The organism is Sphingomonas canadensis (genome assembly GCF_026013525.1).
GTDB classification, from domain to species: Bacteria; Pseudomonadota; Alphaproteobacteria; order Sphingomonadales; family Sphingomonadaceae; genus Sphingomonas; species Sphingomonas canadensis.
On the sequence record NZ_JAPDRA010000002.1, the window covers coordinates 162,320 to 182,262 of the forward strand.

Annotated in this window: 22 protein-coding genes and 1 tRNA gene; 17 read left to right on the forward strand and 6 right to left on the reverse strand. The window is 70.1% G+C overall.

From position 1 onward, the window contains the following. Nucleotides 1-43 precede the first annotated feature (43 nt). Complete coding sequence (locus OM513_RS05765) at nt 44-1,093, forward strand: Glu/Leu/Phe/Val dehydrogenase family protein (RefSeq protein WP_264943532.1); 1,050 nt, start codon at nt 44-46, stop codon at nt 1,091-1,093. 61 nt (nt 1,094-1,154) lie between these two features. Here the strand turns inward: OM513_RS05765 and OM513_RS05770 are convergent, their stop codons facing one another. After that, nucleotides 1,155-1,844, reverse strand: a complete 690-nt coding sequence (locus OM513_RS05770) for a hypothetical protein (protein ID WP_264943201.1) — start codon at nt 1,842-1,844, stop codon at nt 1,155-1,157. Nucleotides 1,845-2,032: 188 nt separating this feature from the next. Here OM513_RS05770 and ccmC point away from each other — a divergent pair, with 188 nt between their 5' ends. The 7 genes from ccmC to OM513_RS05805 are packed head-to-tail and all read left to right on the forward strand — an operon-like array spanning nt 2,033 to nt 6,898. After that, complete coding sequence (ccmC, locus tag OM513_RS05775; protein ID WP_264943202.1) at nt 2,033-2,758, forward strand: heme ABC transporter permease CcmC; 726 nt, start codon at nt 2,033-2,035, stop codon at nt 2,756-2,758. Then, on the forward strand, nt 2,755-2,886 hold the full coding sequence (gene ccmD / locus OM513_RS05780) for a heme exporter protein CcmD (RefSeq protein ID WP_264943203.1): 132 nt from the start codon (nt 2,755-2,757) through the stop codon (nt 2,884-2,886). The genes ccmC and ccmD overlap by 4 nt, the downstream gene beginning before the upstream one ends. Before the next feature lie 2 nt (nt 2,887-2,888). Then, nucleotides 2,889-3,323, forward strand: coding sequence for a cytochrome c maturation protein CcmE (ccmE, locus tag OM513_RS05785; protein ID WP_264943533.1), 435 nt, complete (start codon nt 2,889-2,891; stop codon nt 3,321-3,323). Next, a complete protein-coding gene (locus tag OM513_RS05790) occupies nt 3,320-5,245 on the forward strand; it encodes a heme lyase CcmF/NrfE family subunit (RefSeq protein WP_264943204.1) in 1,926 nt (641 codons plus the stop codon). Before ccmE ends, OM513_RS05790 begins: the two co-directional genes overlap by 4 nt. Further along, nucleotides 5,242-5,775: a DsbE family thiol:disulfide interchange protein gene (locus OM513_RS05795; RefSeq protein ID WP_264943205.1), complete on the forward strand. Its 534-nt coding sequence runs from the start codon at nt 5,242-5,244 to the stop codon at nt 5,773-5,775. Before OM513_RS05790 ends, OM513_RS05795 begins: the two co-directional genes overlap by 4 nt. Beyond that, the gene (locus tag OM513_RS05800; RefSeq protein WP_264943206.1) at nt 5,772-6,206 is read left to right on the forward strand and encodes a cytochrome c-type biogenesis protein; all 435 of its coding nucleotides are present in this window, start codon (nt 5,772-5,774) and stop codon (nt 6,204-6,206) included. Before OM513_RS05795 ends, OM513_RS05800 begins: the two co-directional genes overlap by 4 nt. After that, nucleotides 6,206-6,898 (forward strand): tetratricopeptide repeat protein, encoded by a 693-nt coding sequence (locus OM513_RS05805; RefSeq protein WP_264943207.1) that lies wholly within the window; start codon nt 6,206-6,208, stop codon nt 6,896-6,898. The genes OM513_RS05800 and OM513_RS05805 overlap by 1 nt, the downstream gene beginning before the upstream one ends. 34 nt (nt 6,899-6,932) lie before the next feature. Here the strand turns inward: OM513_RS05805 and ald are convergent, their stop codons facing one another. Next, nucleotides 6,933-8,036: an alanine dehydrogenase gene (gene ald / locus OM513_RS05810; RefSeq protein WP_264943208.1), complete on the reverse strand. Its 1,104-nt coding sequence runs from the start codon at nt 8,034-8,036 to the stop codon at nt 6,933-6,935. 138 nt (nt 8,037-8,174) lie between these two features. Here ald and OM513_RS05815 point away from each other — a divergent pair, with 138 nt between their 5' ends. The 4 genes from OM513_RS05815 (at nt 8,175) to OM513_RS05830 (ending at nt 11,382) form a co-directional block, all read left to right on the forward strand. Further along, entirely contained in the window at nt 8,175-8,645 is a 471-nt protein-coding gene (locus tag OM513_RS05815) for an Lrp/AsnC family transcriptional regulator (RefSeq protein WP_264943209.1), read from the forward strand. Nucleotides 8,646-8,791: 146 nt separating this feature from the next. After that, nucleotides 8,792-10,717 (forward strand): potassium transporter Kup, encoded by a 1,926-nt coding sequence (locus OM513_RS05820; protein WP_264943210.1) that lies wholly within the window; start codon nt 8,792-8,794, stop codon nt 10,715-10,717. Between the two features lie 5 nt (nt 10,718-10,722). Beyond that, on the forward strand, nt 10,723-11,238 hold the full coding sequence (locus OM513_RS05825; protein WP_264943211.1) for a 2'-5' RNA ligase family protein: 516 nt from the start codon (nt 10,723-10,725) through the stop codon (nt 11,236-11,238). A 67-nt stretch (nt 11,239-11,305) separates the two neighbouring features. Further along, nucleotides 11,306-11,382: transfer RNA gene (locus OM513_RS05830), tRNA-Met, on the forward strand. A 29-nt stretch (nt 11,383-11,411) separates the two neighbouring features. Here OM513_RS05830 and OM513_RS05835 read toward each other — a convergent pair. Continuing rightward, the gene (locus tag OM513_RS05835) at nt 11,412-12,014 is read right to left on the reverse strand and encodes a peptidylprolyl isomerase (RefSeq protein WP_264943212.1); all 603 of its coding nucleotides are present in this window, start codon (nt 12,012-12,014) and stop codon (nt 11,412-11,414) included. Nucleotides 12,015-12,135: 121 nt separating this feature from the next. Between OM513_RS05835 and OM513_RS05840 the strand changes: the two genes are divergently transcribed. From OM513_RS05840 to trxB, 3 genes are all read left to right on the forward strand, one after another. After that, on the forward strand, nt 12,136-13,779 hold the full coding sequence (locus tag OM513_RS05840) for a tyrosinase family protein (protein ID WP_264943213.1): 1,644 nt from the start codon (nt 12,136-12,138) through the stop codon (nt 13,777-13,779). 88 nt (nt 13,780-13,867) lie between these two features. Then, nucleotides 13,868-14,014, forward strand: a complete 147-nt coding sequence (locus tag OM513_RS05845) for a hypothetical protein (RefSeq protein WP_264943214.1) — start codon at nt 13,868-13,870, stop codon at nt 14,012-14,014. 136 nt (nt 14,015-14,150) lie between these two features. Then, nucleotides 14,151-15,125, forward strand: a complete 975-nt coding sequence (gene trxB, locus OM513_RS05850) for a thioredoxin-disulfide reductase (RefSeq protein ID WP_264943215.1) — start codon at nt 14,151-14,153, stop codon at nt 15,123-15,125. 132 nt (nt 15,126-15,257) lie between these two features. Here the strand turns inward: trxB and OM513_RS05855 are convergent, their stop codons facing one another. Genes OM513_RS05855 through OM513_RS05865 form a run of 3 tightly spaced genes read right to left on the reverse strand, consistent with a single transcriptional unit; the run spans nt 15,258 to nt 17,043 of the window. Beyond that, nucleotides 15,258-16,079, reverse strand: coding sequence for a hydrolase 1, exosortase A system-associated (locus tag OM513_RS05855; protein WP_264943216.1), 822 nt, complete (start codon nt 16,077-16,079; stop codon nt 15,258-15,260). Beyond that, entirely contained in the window at nt 16,067-16,774 is a 708-nt protein-coding gene (locus OM513_RS05860; RefSeq protein ID WP_264943217.1) for an alpha/beta hydrolase family protein, read from the reverse strand. Before OM513_RS05860 ends, OM513_RS05855 begins: the two co-directional genes overlap by 13 nt. Next, nucleotides 16,771-17,043 carry an acyl carrier protein gene (locus OM513_RS05865; RefSeq protein ID WP_264943218.1) on the reverse strand — a complete coding sequence of 91 codons (273 nt, stop codon included), beginning with the start codon at nt 17,041-17,043 and terminating at the stop codon, nt 16,771-16,773. The genes OM513_RS05860 and OM513_RS05865 overlap by 4 nt, the downstream gene beginning before the upstream one ends. A 72-nt stretch (nt 17,044-17,115) precedes the next feature. On the opposite strand from OM513_RS05865, the gene OM513_RS05870 reads away from it, so the two are divergent. Together OM513_RS05870 and OM513_RS05875 are read left to right on the forward strand one after the other, a co-directional pair. After that, complete coding sequence (locus OM513_RS05870; protein ID WP_264943219.1) at nt 17,116-18,636, forward strand: acyl-CoA ligase (AMP-forming), exosortase A system-associated; 1,521 nt, start codon at nt 17,116-17,118, stop codon at nt 18,634-18,636. Further along, nucleotides 18,633-19,877, forward strand: a complete 1,245-nt coding sequence (locus tag OM513_RS05875) for a pyridoxal-dependent decarboxylase, exosortase A system-associated (RefSeq protein ID WP_264943220.1) — start codon at nt 18,633-18,635, stop codon at nt 19,875-19,877. Before OM513_RS05870 ends, OM513_RS05875 begins: the two co-directional genes overlap by 4 nt. The last annotated feature ends 66 nt before the right edge of the window (nt 19,878-19,943 follow it).

Sequence of the window (19,943 nt, forward strand, 5' to 3'; positions counted from 1 at the left end):
GTTGGCTGACCATGCGGCGCGGCCGCATCCGCAGGAATGGATCGTGATCACCGACTGGGGCTTCCCCGATTTCGATGCCCATGAGGGCGTTCACCTGTTTACCGATCGCGAATCGGGGCTGAGCGCGGTCGTCGCGGTGCATTCCACCGCGCTGGGGCCGGCCGCGGGCGGCGTGCGCTTCTGGCACTATGCAGATTCGCGCGGCGCCTTCACCGATGCGCTGCGCCTGTCGCGGGGCATGAGCTACAAGAACGCGATGGCCGGGCTGGCGCTGGGCGGGGGCAAGGGCGTGATCCTGGCCGACGCCGCGCGCACCAAGACGCCGGAGATGCTCCGCGCCTTTGCCCGCGCGATCAACACGCTCGGCGGCCGCTATGTCACCGCGCAGGACGTTGGGATGAGCGCGGCGGACATCGCGGCGATCGCTTCGGACACGCGCTATGTCTCCGGCCTTCCGGCCGAGGCGGGCAAGCCGGGCGGCGATCCGGGGCCGACCACCGCGACGGGCGTCTACCTGGGTATCAAGGCGGCTGCGAAGCGCGGGCTGGGCGCCGATACGATGGCGGGTGTGCGCGTGGCGATCCAGGGCGTGGGCAGCGTGGGCGGCGGCGTGGCACGCAAGCTGGCGGCCGACGGCGCCCGGCTGATGCTGGCCGATGTGGACACCGCGCGCGCAGCCGCGCTGGCGGCGGAGCTGGGCGCGGATACGGCGGATACGGCGGAGATTCTGTCGCTGGAAACCGACATCGTCAGCCCCAACGCGCTGGGCGCGATCCTGACCGAATCCGCGATCGCGGGGCTGCGCTGCCAGGTGGTGGCCGGCGGCGCGAACAACCAGCTCGCCACCGCCCAGGACGGGCGCCGGCTGCACGAGCGCGGCATCCTCTATGCCCCCGATTACGTGATCAACGCGGGCGGCATCATCAACGTCGGGCTCGAGTATCTGGGCGTCGAGGACCGCGCCGAGGTGGACCGCAAGGTGGAAGCCATCCCCGCGCGGCTGAACCAGGTTTGGGACGAGAGCGAAGCGAGCGGCGACCCCGCCAGCCTGGTCGCCGACCGGATCGCCCAGCGGCTGATCGGCCGGGGCTGAACGGCCCCGGCGCTTGCGCGGCGCGATCGCTGGCGTTGATTTCGGTTAGAGTCCGTCCTGTTCAGGCGGCACCAGCCCGCTCCTGGGCCGGGAACGCCGGGACGCCGGGTTGCGCCTGGCCGCGTTCCACCACGAAGATCGTCGCCGGGTGCTCGTCGCAGCGAAAGACGGCGGCGGGCGGGTCTTCGGCGGAACGGTCCCAGGCAGGGACCAGGCCGTACCAGCCCGGCCGCGCGAGCGCGAAGCGCTGATCGAGCGCCGCTTCGTCCACCACGCATTGGGCGTGCAGGATGCCGGGCTGCTGGAGCTTCACCGCGATCCCCTGGCGGCGCATCGCCCGTTCGATCGGGGCGAGATGGCTGCAGGTCGTGACGGCATCGGGATCGCGATCATAGGCGATCTGGTCTTCGTTCCAGCTTTCGCCGGCGCGCATCCGGGCGGCATAGGCGTTCAGTTGCGGATCGGCCTCCAGGCGGGCGATCAGCGCCTCGCGTTCGCGGCGCCAGCCATCGGCGTCCCGGCGCAGCGCGCGTGCGGCGCGGCGGCGCGTTCCCGCCTGCCCGGCGTTGCGGAACAGCGCGGCGGCGCCCCATAGCGCCAGCACCGCGAACAGGGCGGCGGCGAACGGGAAGGCGGCGGCGATCGCGGGCGGGGCGGCATCGCCATGCCATATGAAGCCGAGCTGGATCAGCACGATGAAGCCGGCGGCAACGCCGGCCGCGGCGATCAGCAGCCCGATTGGTCGCGACATGGCCCCGTCTCTCCCCCGAATCGACGCCCGTGGCGCCGTGGCGGTTATTCCACGTCCGCGGCGGGCGGCAAATCGCGAAGGGCCTGCCGCGTCCGCGCGGGGCAGTGGCGCGGGAAGGGCCGCGGGGGCGTCCATTGAGACAATCCCGGACGTAGATTCCGCGCGCGAACCCCGCTATCCCCCCGCCCGTGCCTGCGCTCCACGCCTTCGCCAACCCTGCGCGTTTCCTGAAGATCGCGCGGCCGCTGACGCCGGTCCTGTTCTGGGCGGGTGTGGTGCTGGCCGCGTTCGGGGCCTTTGCCGGGCTGACGCTGACCCCGCCCGACTATTTGCAGAAGGAGAGCGTGCGCATCCTCTACATCCATGTTCCCGCGGCATGGCTGGGGATGGCGGGATGGAGCGGGATCGCGCTTTCCAGCCTGGTCTATCTGGTATGGCGGCATCCGCTGGCGGCGATAGCGGCGCGGGCCTGTGCCCCGGCGGGGGCGGTGTTCGCGGCGATCTGCCTGATCACCGGTTCGATCTGGGGGCGGCCGACCTGGGGAACCTGGTGGGAATGGGATGGGCGGCTGACCAGCATGCTGCTGCTGTTCTTCGTCTATCTTGCCTATATCGCGCTGGCCCGCGCCGATGCCGATCGCGGCGGCGACGGGCGCGTGCCGGCGCTGTTCGGCGTGGCGGGCAGCGTGCTGCTGCCCGTAATCCGCTATTCGGTGGTGTGGTGGAACACGCTGCACCAGGGGCAGAGCATCGGGCTGACCGGATCGAAGATCGACGGATCGATGCTGTGGCCGCTGGGCTTTACCGGCATCGGCTTCACGCTGTTCTTCGCGGGCGTAGTGCTGATGCGGATGCGCGCGCTGCTGGCCCAGCAGAAGGTGGAAGCAAGGATGAAGCGGATGGCCGCGCGATGAACCATTGGGCATTCATCACCGCGGCCTATGCCGTGACGCTGGCCGGCGCCGTGGGGCTGGCGGTGCAGAGCTGGCTGGCGATGCGCGCGGCCGAGGCGGCGGCAGAGGCGCTGGGGCGGCGGCAATGATGGTGAAGCCGAAACACCAGCGGCTCGTACTCGCGCTGCTCGGCGTCGCCGCGGTGGTGGGGGCGGGGCTGCTCGCGCTTTCCGCGCTGCAGGACCAGGCGGCGTTCTTCTATGCCCCGGCGGACGTGAAGGGGCAGGAGCTGCCGCTGGGCCGCGCCGTGCGGCTGGGCGGGATGGTGGCGGGCGGATCGATCCAGCGCGCCGCCGACGGCGTGACCGTCCATTTCACCGTGACCGACGGCAAGGCGACCGTGCCGGTAAGCTTCCGCGGCGTGACCCCGGACCTGTTCAAGGAAGGATCGGGCGTGGTGGCCGAAGGCAAGTTCAACCCCGACGGCAGCTTCACCGCCGACAACCTGCTGGCCAAGCACGACGAACGCTATATGCCGCCGCAGATGGCCGGAAAGATGTACAAGACGGACAGCCTGAAGCAATGATCGCCGAAGCGGGCCTGGCCGCGCTGTGGCTCGCCGCGGGGCTGGCGCTCGTCCAGCTCGCGCTGGGCTGGGGCGCGGCGCGATCGGGGTCGGCCGAGCTGCTGGCGGCCACGCGCCGCGTTTCGGTGGCGCAGGGCGTGCTGGCGATGCTCTCGTTCGGCGTGCTGATCCTGTTGTTCCTGCAATCGGACATGTCGGTGCAGCTCGTCGCGCAGAACAGCCATTCCGAGAAGCCGTGGCTGTACAAGTTCGCGGGCGCATGGGGAAACCATGAAGGCTCGATGCTGCTGTGGGTCACCGTGCTGGCCATGGCCGGAGGCGGCGTGGCGCTGGTGGAGCGGCGGATCGACGGCAAGACGCTGGCCGCGACGCTGGGCGCGCAGGCGGCGATCGCGATCGGCTTCTATGCCTTCATCCTGATCGCCTCCAACCCCTTCCTGCGGCTGAACCCGCCCGCGCCGGAGGGGATGGGGCTGAACCCGCTGTTGCAGGACCCCGGCCTCGCCTTCCACCCGCCGACGCTCTACTTCGGCTATGTCGGGCTTTCGGTGGCGTTCAGCTTCGCGGTGGGCGCGCTGCTGACGCGCGAGGTGGGGCCGGCGTTCGCGCGGGCGATGCGGCCCTGGGTGCTGATCGCCTGGGTGTTCCTGACGATCGGCATCACCGCGGGCAGCTATTGGGCCTATTATGAGCTCGGCTGGGGCGGCTGGTGGTTCTGGGACCCGGTGGAGAACGCATCGCTGATGCCGTGGCTGGCGGCGACGGCGCTGCTCCATTCGGTGACGGTGCTGGCGACGCGCGACGGGCTGCGCGCCTGGACGCTGATGCTGGCGGTGGTCGCCTTCTCGATGTCGATGATCGGCACCTTCCTGGTGCGATCGGGCATCCTGGTGAGCGTCCACGCCTTTGCGGTGGACCCGACGCGGGGCAGCTTCATCCTGGCGCTGCTGGGCATCTATATCGGCGGGGCGCTGGCGCTGTTCGGCGCGCGGGTGAGCACGGTGACGCAGGGATCGACCTTCCAGCTCGTCAGCCGCGAGGGCGCGCTGGTGCTCAACAACCTGCTGCTCAGCGTGATCCTGGGCATCGTGTTCATCGGCACGCTCTATCCGTTGCTGGCGCAGGCGATGGGGCAGCAGCTTTCGATCGGCGCGCCCTTCTTCAACAAGGCGAGCGTGCCGGTGGCGCTGGTGCTGGTGGTAGCGACGATGGCCGGGCCGCTGCTGAAGTGGCGGCGCGACCGCTGGGGCGCGCTGGGGCGGCAGATGGCGCTGCCGGGGGTGGTTTCCGTGCTGGCGTTCGCTGCGCTGGCGGCGCTGAGCGGCAGCAGCGACTGGGTGGCGCTGATCGGGCTCGCGCTGGCGGCGGGGCTGGCGGTGGCCAGCGTGCTGCCGCTGTGGAAGCGCAACCTGCGCCGCACTCCGCTGCACATCTGGGGCATGGTGATCGCGCATGTCGGCATCGCGGTGAGCATCGCCGGCATGGCGAGCGATGCGGCGTTCAAGCAGGAACGGCTTGTGGCGCTGCGTACCGGCGAGGCCACCACGGTAGGCCCGTTCCAGGTGAAGCTGGCCGATGTGCGCCCCGCGATCGGGCCTAATTATTCCGCGATGCAGGCGCATCTGGATGTCACCCGCAGCGGCGGTGCGCCCTTCGTGCTGTTCCCCGGCCAGCATTATTTCAGCTCGCCGGTGACCACCACCAGCGAGGCCGCGATCAAGACCATGGCGGACGGCCAGCTCTACACCGTGCTGGGTGAAGGCACCGGCGATGGGCGCTGGCAGGTGCGGCTGTGGTGGAAGCCATGGATCACGCTGATCTGGTTCGGCGGCGCCCTGATCGCGCTGGGCGGGCTGATGGCGATGATCGGGCGGTTGCGGCGCGAGCGGCGTCCGGCAGCCGGGGCGGAGGACGGCGAATGAAGCGCGGGCTGCTGATCTGGGCGCCGCTACTGGCGTTCGCGGTGGTCTTCGGCTTCGCCGCGCGCGAGCTGTGGAAGCCGTCCGATCGCACGATCGCTTCGGGCATGGTCGGCAAGCCGCTGCCGCAGATGGCGCTGAAGCCGCTATTGCTCGACCGGCCGGGCTTCACCACCGCCGAGCTGGCGACGGGCAAGCCGCGGCTGCTCAACGTCTTCGCGAGCTGGTGCATCCCCTGCATCGCCGAGGCGCCGCAACTGATGAAGCTGAAGGCGGCTGGCGTCGAGATCGACGCGGTGGCGGTGCGCGACAAGCCGGAGGCGGTGGAGGCGTTCCTGAGCCGCTATGGCGACCCCTATGCCCGTATCGGCGACGATCCGCGCAGCGCCGCGCAGCTCGCGCTCGGATCGTCGGGCGTGCCCGAAACCTTCGTGATCGACGGCAAGGGCCGGATCGTGAAGCAGCACATCGGCGATATCCGCGAGGAAGATGTGCCGGAGATCCTCGCCGCGCTGGCGGAGGCGGCGCGATGAGGCTGCGCCACCTGATCGCCGCGCTGCTGGCGATGATCGCGGTGCCGGTGCTCGCCGATTCGGCGCTGCCCCCGGCGGAGCTGGCCTATTCCCAGCTCAAGGACCCGGCGAAGGAGGCCGAGGCGCGCAAGCTGATGGAGACGCTGCGCTGCCTGGTGTGCCAGGGCCAGTCGATCGCCGATTCGGACGCGGAGATGGCCGGCGACATGCGCGCGCTGGTGCGCGAGAAGATCGCAGAGGGCCAGCAGCCCGCCGAGGTGCGCAAATGGCTGGTCGAACGCTATGGCGACTATGTGACCTATGATCCGCCGTTCAGTTGGCTGACGGCGCCCTTGTGGCTGCTGCCGCTGCTGCTGATCGCCGCCGGGCTGCTGATCGCGCGGCGCAGCTTCGGCAAGAGCGACCCCACGATCGAGGGGGAGGAGGCCTGATGGGCTGGGCGATGCTGTTGGGGCTGGCGGTGCTGGCGTTCGCCGGGCTGTGGTTCGGCGGCTTTCCGCGGCGGTTGTGGACGATCCCGGCCACCGCGCTGACGCTGGGCGCGGCCGGCTATGCCTGGCAGGGGAGCCCGGATCAGCCGGGGCATCCGGTGGCGGCGGTCGAGCGCAAGGGCGAGATCGACCCCGGGCTGATCGAGATCCGCGAGACGATGTTCGGCCGCTACAACACCGCCTACAGCTATTTCGGCATGGCGGATGCGATGACGCGGATCGGCGCGCGCGATTCGGCCGTGCGGGCGATGCTGGGCGCGGTGCAGAAAGAGCCCAAGAACGCCGGGCTGTGGACCTGGCTGGGCGTGACGCTGGCCGAGCATGACGGCGGAATGGTGTCGCCCGCCTCGGCCTATGCCTTCCGCCGGGCGATGGAACTGGCGCCGGATCACCCCGGGCCGCCCTTCTTCATGGGGCTGGCTCAGGTGAAATCGGGGCAGTTCGCCGCCGCGCGCCCGTTGTGGGAACGCGCGGTGGCGCTGTCGCCCGCCGACGCGAGCTACCGTTCGCTGCTGGAAGCCCAGCTCGCGCGGCTGGACGAGGTGCTGGCGGCCGGCGCGGGGCAGGGTGCCCCGGCCGGGCCGCCCGAGCCGGCCGCTCCCGAACCCGCGAACGGCCAGGCCGCGCCCTGAAGGGGTTTCCCCCGGCCCGCGCCGGGGGAATCGATCAGTTCCAGGCCTCGAACGGCAGTTCCAGCGCCTCGGCCACCGCGGCGTGGCGGATCTTGCCGGCCGAGACGTTCAGCCCCGCCGCCAGGTGGCGATCGGCGCGCATCGCGGCTTCGGCGCCCTTGTTCGCCAGCTTCAGCACGAAGGGCAGGGTGGCATTGTTGAGCGCGAAGGCCGAGGTGCGCGCCACCGCGCCGGGCATGTTCGCCACGCAATAATGGATGATGCCATCCACCTCATAGACCGGATCGGCATGGGTGGTGGCGTGGCTCGTCTCGAAGCAGCCGCCCTGATCGATCGCGATATCGACCAGCACCGATCCGCGCTTCATCGTCTTCAGCATCTCGCGCGTGACCAGCTTGGGCGCGGCCGCGCCGGGCACCAGCACCGCGCCGATCACCAGATGCGCACGCGCCACGGCGGCCGCGACGGCGGCCTTGCTGGCATAGGCGGTCTTGATCTGGCTGCCGAAATGGAGATCCAGCTCGGCCAGGCGATCGTTGTTGATGTCATAGATGGTCACGTCGGCGCGCTGGCCGACCGCGATCTGCGCGGCGTTGATGCCCGCCACGCCGCCGCCCAGGATCGCGACTCGCGCCGGAGCCACGCCGGGCACGCCGCCCAGCAGCACGCCGCGGCCACCCTGTTCCTTCTCAAGATAGTGCGCGCCGACCTGGATCGACATGCGGCCCGCGACCTCGCTCATCGGCTTAAGCAGCGGCAGGCTGCGCGCGTCGGAGGTGACGGTTTCATAGGCGATGCAGGTCGCGCCGGACTTCATCAGCCCCTCGGCCTGCGCCTTGTCGGCCGCCAGGTGGAGATAGGTGAACAGCGTGTGGCGCGGCTCCAGCAGAGCGATCTCCTGCGGCTGGGGCTCCTTCACCTTCACGATCATGTCGGCGCCCGCGAACACCGCCGCCGCGCTTGGGGCGATGGTGGCGCCGGCCGCGACATAATCCGCATCGGTGAAGTCGATGCCGATGCCGGCGTTGGTCTCGATCAGTACCGAATGGCCCGCGGCGGTCAGCTCCGCCACCGACGCCGGAGTGAGCCCGACGCGATATTCGTGGTTCTTGATCTCCTTCGGAACGCCGACGCGCATTGCCTGTCTCCCCAAATGCTTCGTGGCAGTGGCCATACACTGGGGCTGGGGTGCGAGTCTCTGCAAGTTGCCGCGCAGACCGGGGCAATCGCGCATATATCCATATCATATCTAGGAATTATGAGATATTCATGCGCAATGGACAGAATTGACGCAGCGATCCTCCGGCGGCTGGTGGCCGATGCGCGCGCGCCGGTAAGCCAGATCGCGGGCGAGGTGGGGCTTTCGCAATCGGCCTGCACGCGGCGCATCCAGGCGCTGGAGGCGAGCGGGCATATCCGCGGCTATTCGGCGCGGCTGGGGCTGCGGCGGCTGGGATACCGGGTGACGGCGCTTGTCGATATCACGCTGGGCACCCAGGCCGAGGAGGATCTGGCGCTGTTCGAGCGCGCGGTGGAGCAGATCGACGGGGTGGTGGAATGCGCGCTGGTTTCGGGCGGGCAGGATTACCGGCTGAAGATCCTGTGCCGGGATCTGGACGATTACGAGCGGCTGCACCGCGAGCAGCTCGGGCGGCTGCCGGGGGTGGTGACGATCAACTCCAGCTTCGTCCTGCGATCCGTGCCGACCCGCAGCGAGGGCGATGCGATCTTCGCCGGGCTGCGCTGACGCGCTGGGCTGCGCGGTGCCGCGCCATAGGAAGAGCGCCCATTGCGGCGGCATGTTGCACGTGCTAACGGCGCGCCACATTTACGAGGGCTAAGCTGGTCTCGCATGACCCATCCTCTTGAACTCCCGGCACGACAGCCTCTCCCGTGACAGATAGCCCGCAGGGCGTGGCGCAGGACCACGCGCAGGACGATTCGCACGCCGGCCACGGCCATGCGCAGGACGCGACCTGGAAGCTCGCGCTCGGCGCGATCGGCATCGTCTTCGGCGATATCGGCACCAGCCCGCTCTATGCGTTCCGCGAGACCTTCGCCGGTCATCACCCGCTGACGCTGGACCAGCTCCACATCATGGGCGTGATCAGCCTGATGTTCTGGTCGATGATGGCGGTGGTGACGCTGAAATATGTCGTCGTCATCATGCGCGCCGACAACAAGGGCGAGGGCGGCAGCCTGGCGCTGCTCGCGCTGATCTCCGGCAGCGGATCGGAGAAGCGCTGGACGGCGGGCATCGTGCTGCTGGGCGTGTTCGCCACCGCGCTCTTCTATGGCGATTCGATGATCACACCGGCGGTGTCCGTGCTGTCGGCGGTGGAAGGCATCGCGGTGGCGGCACCGAACCTGTCGGGGCTGATCGTACCGTTCGCTGTGGCGATCCTTGTGCTGCTGTTCTCGATCCAGCGGACCGGCACGTCGCGCGTGGGCGCGCTGTTCGGCCCGATCATGATGCTCTACTTCCTCGTCATCGCGACGCTGGGGGTGCTGAGCTTCATCAAGACGCCCGAGGTGCTGTGGGCGCTCGATCCGCTCTATGCCGTGGCCTTCTTCGCAGACGATCCGCTGGCTGCCTTCCTGGCGCTCGGCTCGGTCGTTCTGGCGGTTACGGGTGCTGAGGCGCTCTATGCCGACATGGGGCATTTCGGCCGCAAGCCGATCCGCGTGTCGTGGCTGTGGTTCGTCCTGCCGGCGCTGATGTGCAACTATATGGGGCAAGGCGCGCTGCTGATGCGCGACGCGGCGGCGCTGAAGAGCCCCTTCTACAATCTGGCGCCCGAGGCGCTTCAGCTTCCGCTGGTGGGCGTGGCGACGATGGCGGCGATCATCGCCAGCCAGGCGGTGATCTCCGGCGCATTCTCGGTGACGCAGCAGGCGATCCAGCTCGGCTTCATCCCGCGCCTGCGCATCGAGCATACCAGCGCGGCGACGGCGGGGCAGATCTATATCCCGATCGTCAACTGGGCGCTGATGGTCATGGTGATCCTGCTCGTGCTGACCTTCCAGACCAGCTCGAACCTGACCGCGGCCTATGGCATCGCCGTCACCGGCGCGATGTTCATCGACAACTGCCTGCTCGCGGTGGTGCTGTTCTCGTTGTGGAAGTGGCAGAAGCGGTACGCGCTGCCGCTGCTGGCGCTGTTCTTCACCGTGGACCTGGCCTATTTCGCCGCGAACCTGACCAAGGTTCCGGACGGCGGCTGGTTCCCGCTGCTGGTGGGCTTCATCGTCTTCACCCTGCTGACCACCTGGTCGAAGGGCCGCAAGCTGATGCTCCAGCGGCTGCGCGAGAGCGCGATGCCGATCAAGATCTTCATCGATTCGGCCGCCAATTCGGCGACGCGCGTGCCCGGCACCGCGGTGTTCATGACCTCCACGCCCGAAGGCGTGCCGCACGCGCTGCTCCACAATCTGAAGCACAACAAGGTGCTGCACGAGCGCGTGATCCTGCTGACCGTGAAGATCAGCGATTCGCCCTTCGTGCCCGACGAGAAGCGGATGCAGATCGAGGATCTGGGCAAGGGCTTCCACCGCATGGTGCTGAAATACGGCTTCATGCAGGAAGCCGACGTGCCCGCCGCGCTGAAGCAGGTGAACGATTGCGGCGCCGAGTTCCGGATGATGGACACCAGCTTCTTCCTGGCGCGGCAGACGCTGCTGCCCTCGTCGCGGCCGGGGATGATGATCTGGCGCGAGAAGCTGTTCGCCTGGATGCTGCGCAACGCGGAAAGCGCGATGGAGTTCTTCAAGCTGCCCACCAACCGCGTCGTGGAGCTGGGCAGCCAGGTGGAGATCTGACGCGGGTGGAGCCGGAACGGCCCGCCCCGCTGATCGTCACCGCGCTGTTCGGCAGCGAGGATTTCGCCCGGCTGGATGCGCTGCGCCGCCGCTATTATCCGGCCGCGCACAATGTGGTGCCCGCGCATTGCACGATGTTCAGCCACCTGCCGCCCTCCGCCGCCGCCGAGGTCAAGCGCCGGCTGGCGGGCGAGACGCGGGGGGTGAAGCCGCCGCAGGCGCGGCTGAGCGGGCTGATGGACCTGAACGACGGCGTCGCCATCCGCATCGAATCGCCGGGCCTGCTGGCGATCCGCGCGCGGCTGGCGGAGGCGCTGGCCGGGCTGTTGGGCCCTACCGACAGCGCCGGATGGGCGCCGCACGTCACCATCCAGAACAACGTGCCGCGCATGACGGCGATCGCGACCCGGACCGAGCTTGCGGCGACCTTCGAGCCGCGCCCGCTGGCGATCGCGGGGCTGGCGGCATGGTGGTATCGCGGCGGGCCTTGGGAGCCGCTGTCGCGCCACATGTTCGGCTGATCCAATTGGCTTGACCGGTGCGCGGCACTTACCTATGTCGCGCGCTCGCCGTAAGGCCGGGTGCCGGGGCGGAGTAGCTCAGCTGGTTAGAGCAGCGGAATCATAATCCGCGTGTCGGGGGTTCAAGTCCCTCCTCCGCTACCACCTCATCGCCCGGAAACGGGCCTCGCCCGTCAGGGCAGGCGCCGCGCGCGGATGATCTTCACCGGCGTGATCAGTTCCTCGTTCTTGAAATAGCCGGTGGGGCTCTTCGGGCCGTCCAGGATCGCGTGGACCACCTCCATCCCCTCCACGACGCGGCCGAAGGCGGCATAGCCCTCCTTCTCCTCGGCGCGCGCGGGATCGGCGTCCATATAGAGCTGGTCGCCGACCATGATGGTGAAATCGCCCTGCGCGGTGCCGGGGGCCAGCCGCGCGGTGGATAGCGTGCCGTTCAGGTGCGAAAGGCCGGTCTCGCTGGTGGGTTCGTGGCGGATCGGGGGAAACACCTTCTTCGGATTGGCGCGCACGCCGAACTGGACGAAGCCCCAGCGATGCTCGACCTGCACGGCGCGATAGAAGCTCATCCCGTTGAGCCGCCCCGAATCGACATAGCGCAGGAAGTTGCCAGCGGAGACCGGCGCCTGGGCGACGAAGATTTCCGCGACGATGGTGCCCGCGTCGGTCTCGATCGCGACGCGCACCGGGGCTGGGGGCGGGGAGGGCGCCGGAGGCTGCGCCGCCGCGGGGATCGCGCAGGCCAGCGCCATCAGCATCGCCAGCAGATACCGGATCATCCTCTCAGTCCCCCCTATTGCCATTGCGGGACTATAGCCCGCCATCCGGCGCGTGGAACGGATTTCACGCGGGCACGGGCGCGTTATGATCGCGCGGGGCGAATCGGGATTGGGGGGAAGGATGATCGACCGGCGGGGCGTGCTCGCGGTGCTGGCGCTGATGGGCAGCGGCGCGGCCTTTGCACGGGCGGTGCCCGAATTGCCGGGCGTGCGCCCGCGCGAGCCGTGGAATCGCTTCGCCAAGGGGCCGATGTTCGCCCCTTTCGTGAAAGCCATCGCCCGGCTGAAGCGCGAGCCCAATATCGAGAGCGCCGATTCCTGGCTGTTCTGGGCCAATATCCACGCCACCCACTGCCCGCACGGCAAGCCCTATTTCCTCGCCTGGCACCGCGGCTATCTGGCGCTGTTCGAGCGCAAGCTGGCCGAACTGACCGGCAACGGCAATTTCCGGCTGCCCTATTGGGACTATTACCGCGATCCGCGCGTGCCCGAGGAGGTGACCCGCGGCGACGCGGCGACCAATCCGCTGTGGGAGCCGCGCAAGGGCAGCACCATCGCCCCCGCGCTGGGCTTCACCGCCTATGATCCGGGCCTGGGCAAGTTCGAGCGCGGTGTGGGCAACAGCTTCGAATCGCGGATCGAGGCTTCGCCCCATAACAACATCCACAATCTGGTTGGCGGCCGGATGGCGACGATGCAATCGCCGCAGGACATCGTGTTCTGGCTGCACCACGCCAATGTGGACCGGCTGTGGGCGGCGTGGCTGGCATCGGGCCATGCGGGGGCGATGCCGCCCGAGAGCGCGTCCTATTGGGCGGGGCGCTTCGCCTATACCGGGACGATGGACCTGGCCAAGGCGGATACGATCGCGTGCGAACGGCTGGGCTATCGCTACGAGGATCTGGTGCTGCCTTCCCAGGCGCCGCCGGTCGAGATGGCGGCCCCGGCGGACGAGGCGCCTGTGGTGGGCGCTCCGCCGCCCGTGACCGCGGGCGACGCCGAGGGCGGCAGCGGAAGGCGCCCGCCGCGCAAGGCGACCCGCAGCAGGGCGCCGCGTCCCGCCGCCGCGCCGCCCGCTCCGGTAGCGGCCGCTCCGCCGCCGCCGCAGGTGATGCCCGACGGCAGCATCGCGCTGGGGTCCGATCCGGTGCTGGCCAGCGCCACCTTCGCGGTGGAGATGCCGGTGGTGGAGGAGGCGCCGATCGTCGGCGCACCCGCTCCGGCTCCACGCAAGCGGACGCGGCGCGGCGCCCCGCGCGCGCCTGCCGCGGCGGCGCCTCCGCCGCCCGCCGCCGCTCCGCCGCCGCCCCCTCCAGAGGCGATGGGCGACAATATGGAGGGCGGATCCGGCATGCGGCCCGGCCACAGCGGCCATGGCGCGCAGGACGGTCCTCCCGGCCCCGACCAGCTCGTGCTGGTGCTGAACGACGTCTCGCTGACAGCCGCGGGCGCAGAGGGCGGCTATTTCTTCCGCATCTATGCCAACCTGCCCGGCATGGGGCCGGTGCAGGACGACAGCCGCCTGATCGGCACGATCGGCCCGTTCCAGATCGCCGCCGCCATGCACAATGCGGTGGACGGCAAGGTGCGGCTGGAGCTGCCGGTCACCGATGTCGTGCGGCGGCTGCGCGACGAGAACTGCATCGGCTCCACCGCGCTCGACCTGGCCTTCGTCCGCGTCGATGCGGAGGATGCGCCGGGCGGCCAGGTGATCGCGATCGGCCGCTATTCGATCGAGGGGGTGCTGACCGAACCTACGGGATAACCCGGAGCGAGGGTTTCCCGAACAGACGCGCGTTCAGCAGTTGTTTTAGAAGCTGGGCGTAGAGAACGAGTCTGTTGGGGAGGGGAGTATGAAGTCGCTCAACCACCTGCCTTCTGGATTGGCCTCGCATGACCGCGAGGGTCGCCTGCCGCCCGGCAGCGGGCTGTTGATCGCGCTGGCGGTGTCGATCGCGTTCTGGGGCATCCTTGCCGTGGCGGTGTTCGCCGCGCGCTGATCGCAAGCGGGGCTATCGCGCCCGCCAGTAAAGCTGTCTGGCTTTCGCCGTTGTCCGATTGCGCGCGCAACCTATGTTGCGCCGAACGGGGCGCTCCCCCTAGAAGCGCCCGACGCAACTTCGGAAACGGACGAGAATGACCGCCACCCACTCCACGCGCATGCTGATCCTGGGCTCCGGCCCCGCGGGCCTCACCGCCGCCATCTATGGCGCGCGCGCCGGGCTGGCGCCGATCGTCGTCCAGGGCATCCAGCCGGGCGGCCAGCTCACCACCACCACCGATGTGGAGAACTACCCCGGCTTCCGCGAGGTGATCCAGGGTCCGTGGCTGATGGAGGAGATGCAGGCCCAGGCCGAGCATGTCGGCGCGCAGATGATGTGGGACACGATCACCCAGGTGGACCTGACCCAGCGCCCGTTCCGCCTGACCGGCGACAGCGGCACCGTGTATCTGGGCGACGTGCTGGTGATCGCCACGGGCGCGCAGGCCAAGTGGCTGGGCCTTGATTCCGAAGATCTGCTGAAGGGCAAGGGCGTGAGCGCCTGCGCCACCTGCGACGGCTTCTTCTATCGCGGCAAGAAGGTGGCGGTGATCGGCGGCGGCAACACCGCGGTGGAAGAGGCGCTGTACCTCACCAACCACAGCCATGACGTGACGCTGATCCACCGCCGCGACAGCTTCCGCGCGGAGAAGATCCTGCAGCAGCGCCTGTTCGCCAACGAACGGATCAAGGTGCTGTGGAACAAGCAGGTCAACCGCTTCATCGACGGCGGCGGCACCGCGGGGCTGGTCGGCATCGAACTGGAGGATACCCAGACGGGCGAACTTTCGACGATCGAGGTCGACGGCGGCTTCGTGGCGATCGGCCACCATCCGGCGACCGAGCTGTTCCGCGGCCATGTCTCGCTCGACGACGACAGCTATATCAAGGTCGAGCCGGGCAGCACGCGCACCAGCGTGCCGGGCGTGTTCGCCTGCGGCGACGTGATGGACAAGACCTATCGCCAGGCGGTGACCGCGGCAGGCACCGGCTGCATGGCCGCGCTCGACGCCGAGCGCTTCCTGGCCGAAGCGGATTTCGAGACGAAGGCGCACGAAGCGGCGGAGTAAACCCCCTGTACTCCCGCGCCAGGGGGGAGGGGGGCCAACGCCCCCGTCACGCATCTACGGAACACGGCGCTCAATCTGGCGAGGATCGCCATTCAGCTTTGCCGCGCGATGCGCAACCACGCCTGAGTCGTCCTATCCGCCCAGCGCGTCCTTCACCCGATCGAACAGCCACGCCTCGTCGCCCGGACCGGCGAAGCTGTGGCTGGCGGTGTCGCGCTCGACGGGGGTGATCGCGGTGCGGGCGGCGGCGAAGGCCTCGCCCTTCCATGCGTCCATGAAGGCGATGGCGGTATTGTCGCGCCGCGCGATCAGCAGCGTCACCGGCACCTGCGCCGATCCCAGCGCCGCGCCCAGCCGCGCGGCCAGGCTATCGGGCGATGCGGCGGCGGCAGGACCCGTGCGGCTGCCGATCACCTTGCCGATGCCCTTCAGCACCTTGCCGATGTTCACGCCGCCGCGCAGCAGCCGCAGCCATTCGCGGGGGTCCTTCAGCCGCTCGGCATAGCGCGCGCGGATGGCGGCGGCGTGGGGCAGGTCGCTCGCGGCGGATTGCTCGATCGTCCAGGGATTGGCGATCAGCAGCGCGTCGATGCCAGCCGCGCCATGGAACAGCGCCAGCGCGGTGGCGGCGTCGCAGTTTCCGAAGGCGACGATGCGGCGCATGCCAGGCACCTCCGCCGCGAAGGTGGCAGCGGCGGCGGCGATATCCTGCGCGCTGTGTTCGAACCCCTGGTTGGCGCCGGTCGAATCGCCCACGCCGCGCCGGTCATAGCGGAACACGGGTACGCCCAGCTCAGCCGCGGTCTGTTGCGCGAGCCGCGCCATGCCGCGATGCGATCCGCTGCGAATCTCGTTGCCGCCGGATATGATCAGCAGCCCGGATTGGCCCGCGCCTTCGTCGAGCGTGCCGAACAGCGTCTCGCCGGCGCAGGCGAAAGCGATCATCCTTCGCATGCGCGCACCCAATCGGCGATGTCGGCGGCGAGCAGCGCGGCAAGCGCGGGATCATTGTCCGGCTCCGCACGGCGCCACAGCGGGCTGGCGTCGATCTTCCGGTCGGCGGGCCGTGCGTCGGTCTCCAGCCGCACGGTGCGCACGCGGGGGCCATCGGCGGGCTGGGCGGCGGCCAGCTCGCGCAGTAGCGCGGGGGCGATGCGGTTGCCCGCGATCTCGACCGGACCGGCGGCGTCGGTCAGCGCGGCGGGATCGAAGGCCGTGCCGCCCTCGCGCGCGCCGGCCTGGGCGATGCGCGTCAGCTCGCGCAGCAGGTCCGGCCCGGGCTGGGGCGACAGATACCAGCGGCCGTCGGGCTCCGCGCGGGCGTCGATCAGCGCGCCGCTGCGGATCGCTGCGACATAGCAGCTCCGGCCTTCCCATTCGAAGGCGAGGGTGGCGGAGGCAAAGGCCTCGCGCATCCGGCCGAGCGTCGCCTCTTCGGTCGGCACCAGGCTCTCGTTTGTGCCGGGAAGATCGGGCAGCGCGCCGCCGATGCCGTGCCCGGCCAGCAGGCGCAGCAGCGTGACGGCGAAGGCGCGGGTACGGTTCGCTTCCTCGAACAGCGGCAGCGCGGCCACCACGACCGGACCTTCGGACGGACCGAAGCGAAGCATCGCCTCGCGCCCGCCGGGCCAGTCGTAGCCCGATATCACGTGCCCGCCTTTTCCGCGGCGAAGCGCTTCAGCGAACCGAAGGTCTCCAGCATCTCGCCGTCCACCTCGTCATCCTCGATCAGGATGCCCAGCCGGTCCTCAAGCTCGGTCAGCAGCCCGGCGACCGCGAGCGAATCGAGCTCGGGCAGCGCGCCGAACAGCGGCGTATCATCGGTGAAGGCGGCGACGCGCGCCGCATCCAGGCCCAGCACGTCGGCCATCACCGCGCGTACCGCCTTGTCGATCCCGGCTGTTCCCTTGGACTGCAATTGAGGCCCCCTGAACCGTTTTTTGGTTCCCGTAAGACTTGGCGGGGGCGCTGCCAAGACTATGCTGGCGCCGTGCCCCCCGATCCGAGACCCTATCCCATCGACACGCTGCCCCTGCGCGGCGGCGCGGCGGCGCCCGCGCTGGAGGATCGCGCGGGCACGCTGGACTATGCGGGGCTGGAGGCGGCGGTGGGCACGCTGGCGCACTGGCTGGCGGGCCAGGGGTTCGCGCCGGGCGATCGGGTGGCGAGCTGGCTGCCCAAGACGCGCACCGCCTGCCTGATGCCGCTGGCGGCGCCGCGCGCGGGGTTGGTGCATGTACCGGTGAACCCGGTGCTGAAGCATGCGCAGGTGGCGCATATCCTGGCCGACAGCGGCGCGCGGCTGCTGCTCACCCAGGCGGCGCGCATCGCCGCGCTCCAGCCCGGAGACGTCCCCGCAGATTGCCGCGTGGCGACCGAGGAGGAGGCGCGCGGGGCGGATGCGCTGCCGCCGTCCTCGGCCGATCCGGCGGCGCTGGCGGCGATCCTCTATACCTCCGGCTCCACCGGGCGGCCCAAGGGCGTGATGCTGAGCCACGCCAACCTGTGGCTGGGCGCCGCCAGCGTGGCGCATTATCTGAAGCTGACGCCCGCGGATCGCGTGCTGGGCGTGCTGCCGCTCAGCTTCGATTATGGGCAGAACCAGCTCCTATCCACCTGGCACGCGGGCGGATGCGTGGTCCCGCTCGACTATCTGACCGCGCGCGACGTGGTGAAGGCGGTCGAGCGGTTCGGCGCGACCAGCCTGGCGGGGGTGCCGCCGCTGTGGGTGCAACTGCTGGAGGCGGAGTGGCCGGCGGAGACGGCGGCCCGGCTGCGGCGGCTGACCAATTCGGGCGGCGCGCTCACCCCGCGCATGGTGACGGGCCTGCGCGAACGGTTCCCGGCGGCGGACCTCTATCCGATGTACGGGCTGACGGAGGCGTTCCGATCGACCTATCTCGATCCCGCGCTGGTCGACGCGCACCCGGATTCGATCGGCCGCGCGATCCCCTTTGCCGAGGTGATGGTGGTGCGCCCCGGCGGCGGCCCCGCCGCGCCGGGCGAGCCGGGCGAGCTGGTCCATGCCGGGCCGCTGGTGGCGCAGGGCTATTGGCGCGATCCGGAGCGGACGGCGCAGCGGTTCCGCCCCGCGCCAGACTTCGCCGAAAGCGGGGGCATGGCGGTGTGGTCCGGCGATACGGTGGTGGCGGATGCCGATGGGCTGCTGCGCTTCGTCGGCCGCGACGACGAGATGATCAAGTCGGCCGGCAACCGCATCAGCCCGACCGAGATCGAGGAGGCGGTGCTGGCCTGCGGCGTGGTGGCGGAGGCGGCGGCGTTCGGCGTGCCCGACGCGCGGCTGGGGCAGGCGATCGTGGTCATCGCACGCGCCAAGGGCGATGCGGCGGCGGCCGAGGCCGCGCTGCGCGACCGGCTGCGGCGCGACCTGCCCAGCTTCATGCAGCCCGCCCGTTACGAGTGGCGCGCGGCGATGCCGCACAATGCGAACGGCAAGCTGGACCGCACCGCGCTGCGCGCCGGCCTGAACAGTGTGGGAGAAGGACAGTGAACGGCGCAAAGGCATCCGGCCCGATCCCGCCCGAATTCGCCGGGGCGCCGGAGCTGACCGTGGCGGGCCGCCCGTTCGGCGCATGGATCGCGCAGGCGGGCGGGACGCCGCTGTATCTCTATGATTTCGGGATGATCGCGGCGCGGCTGGCGCGGCTGCGCGCGGCGATGCCGGAGATCGTGGACATCCATTACGCGATCAAGGCCAATCCGCTGCCCGCGCTGCTGGCGGCGGTGGCGCCGCTGGTCGGCGGGTTCGACGTCGCGTCGGGCGGCGAGCTGGAGAAGGCGCTGGCGGCGATGCCCGCGGACCGCATCAGCTTCGCAGGCCCCGGCAAGCGCGACGGCGAGCTGGAGGCGGCGATCCGCGCGGGCGCGACCGTCAACCTGGAATCGGAGGGCGAGGCCCGGCGCGCGCTGGCGATCGGCGATCGCACCGGCATCCGCCCGCGGCTGGCGGTGCGGGTGAACCCGGATTTCGAGCTGCGGGGATCGGGGATGAAGATGGGCGGGCGCGCGTCCCCCTTCGGCATCGACGCCGCGCGCGTGCCCGCGCTGGTGCGTCAGATCGTCGCGGCGGGGGCGGACTGGCGCGGCTTCCACATCTTCGCGGGATCGCAGGCGCTCGATTCGGGCGCGATCACCGAGACGCAGGCGGCGACGGTGACGCTCGCCGCACGGCTGGCGGGGGAGGCGGGGGCGGTGCCGCCGCTCGTCAACCTGGGCGGCGGCTTCGGCATCCCCTATTTCGCCGGCGACCTGCCCGTGAATGTGGAGGGCGTGGGCATGGCGCTGGGCCAGCGGCTGGCGGCGCTTCCGCCCGAGCTGGCGGGCAGCCGCTTCGCGATCGAGCTGGGCCGCTGGATCGTGGGCGAGGCGGGCGTCTATCTGGTGCGCGTGGTGGACCGCAAGGAGAGCGCGGGCGAGGTCTTCCTGGTCACCGACGGCGGGCTGCACCATCACCTGGCGGCGACGGGCAATTTCGGGATGGTCGTGCGGCGCAACTATCCGGTGGCGGTGGCCGGCCGCATGGCCGATGCGGCCGAGGAGGTGGTGACGGTGGTCGGCCCGCTCTGCACCCCGCTGGACCGGCTGGCGGACCGCGTCGCGCTGCCGCGCGCGGAGGCGGGTGACGTTATCGCGATCTTCGCTTCCGGCGCCTATGGCCCCAGCGCGAGCCCCTCCGCGTTTCTGGGACATGGTCCCGCAATGGAACTTCTGGCGGGCGCCATAAACTCCTAACTCCATCTTAACCTCTTCACCCCATAGCTGGTCCCCGATCCTGCGCGGGCATGCATCCGAGACGTC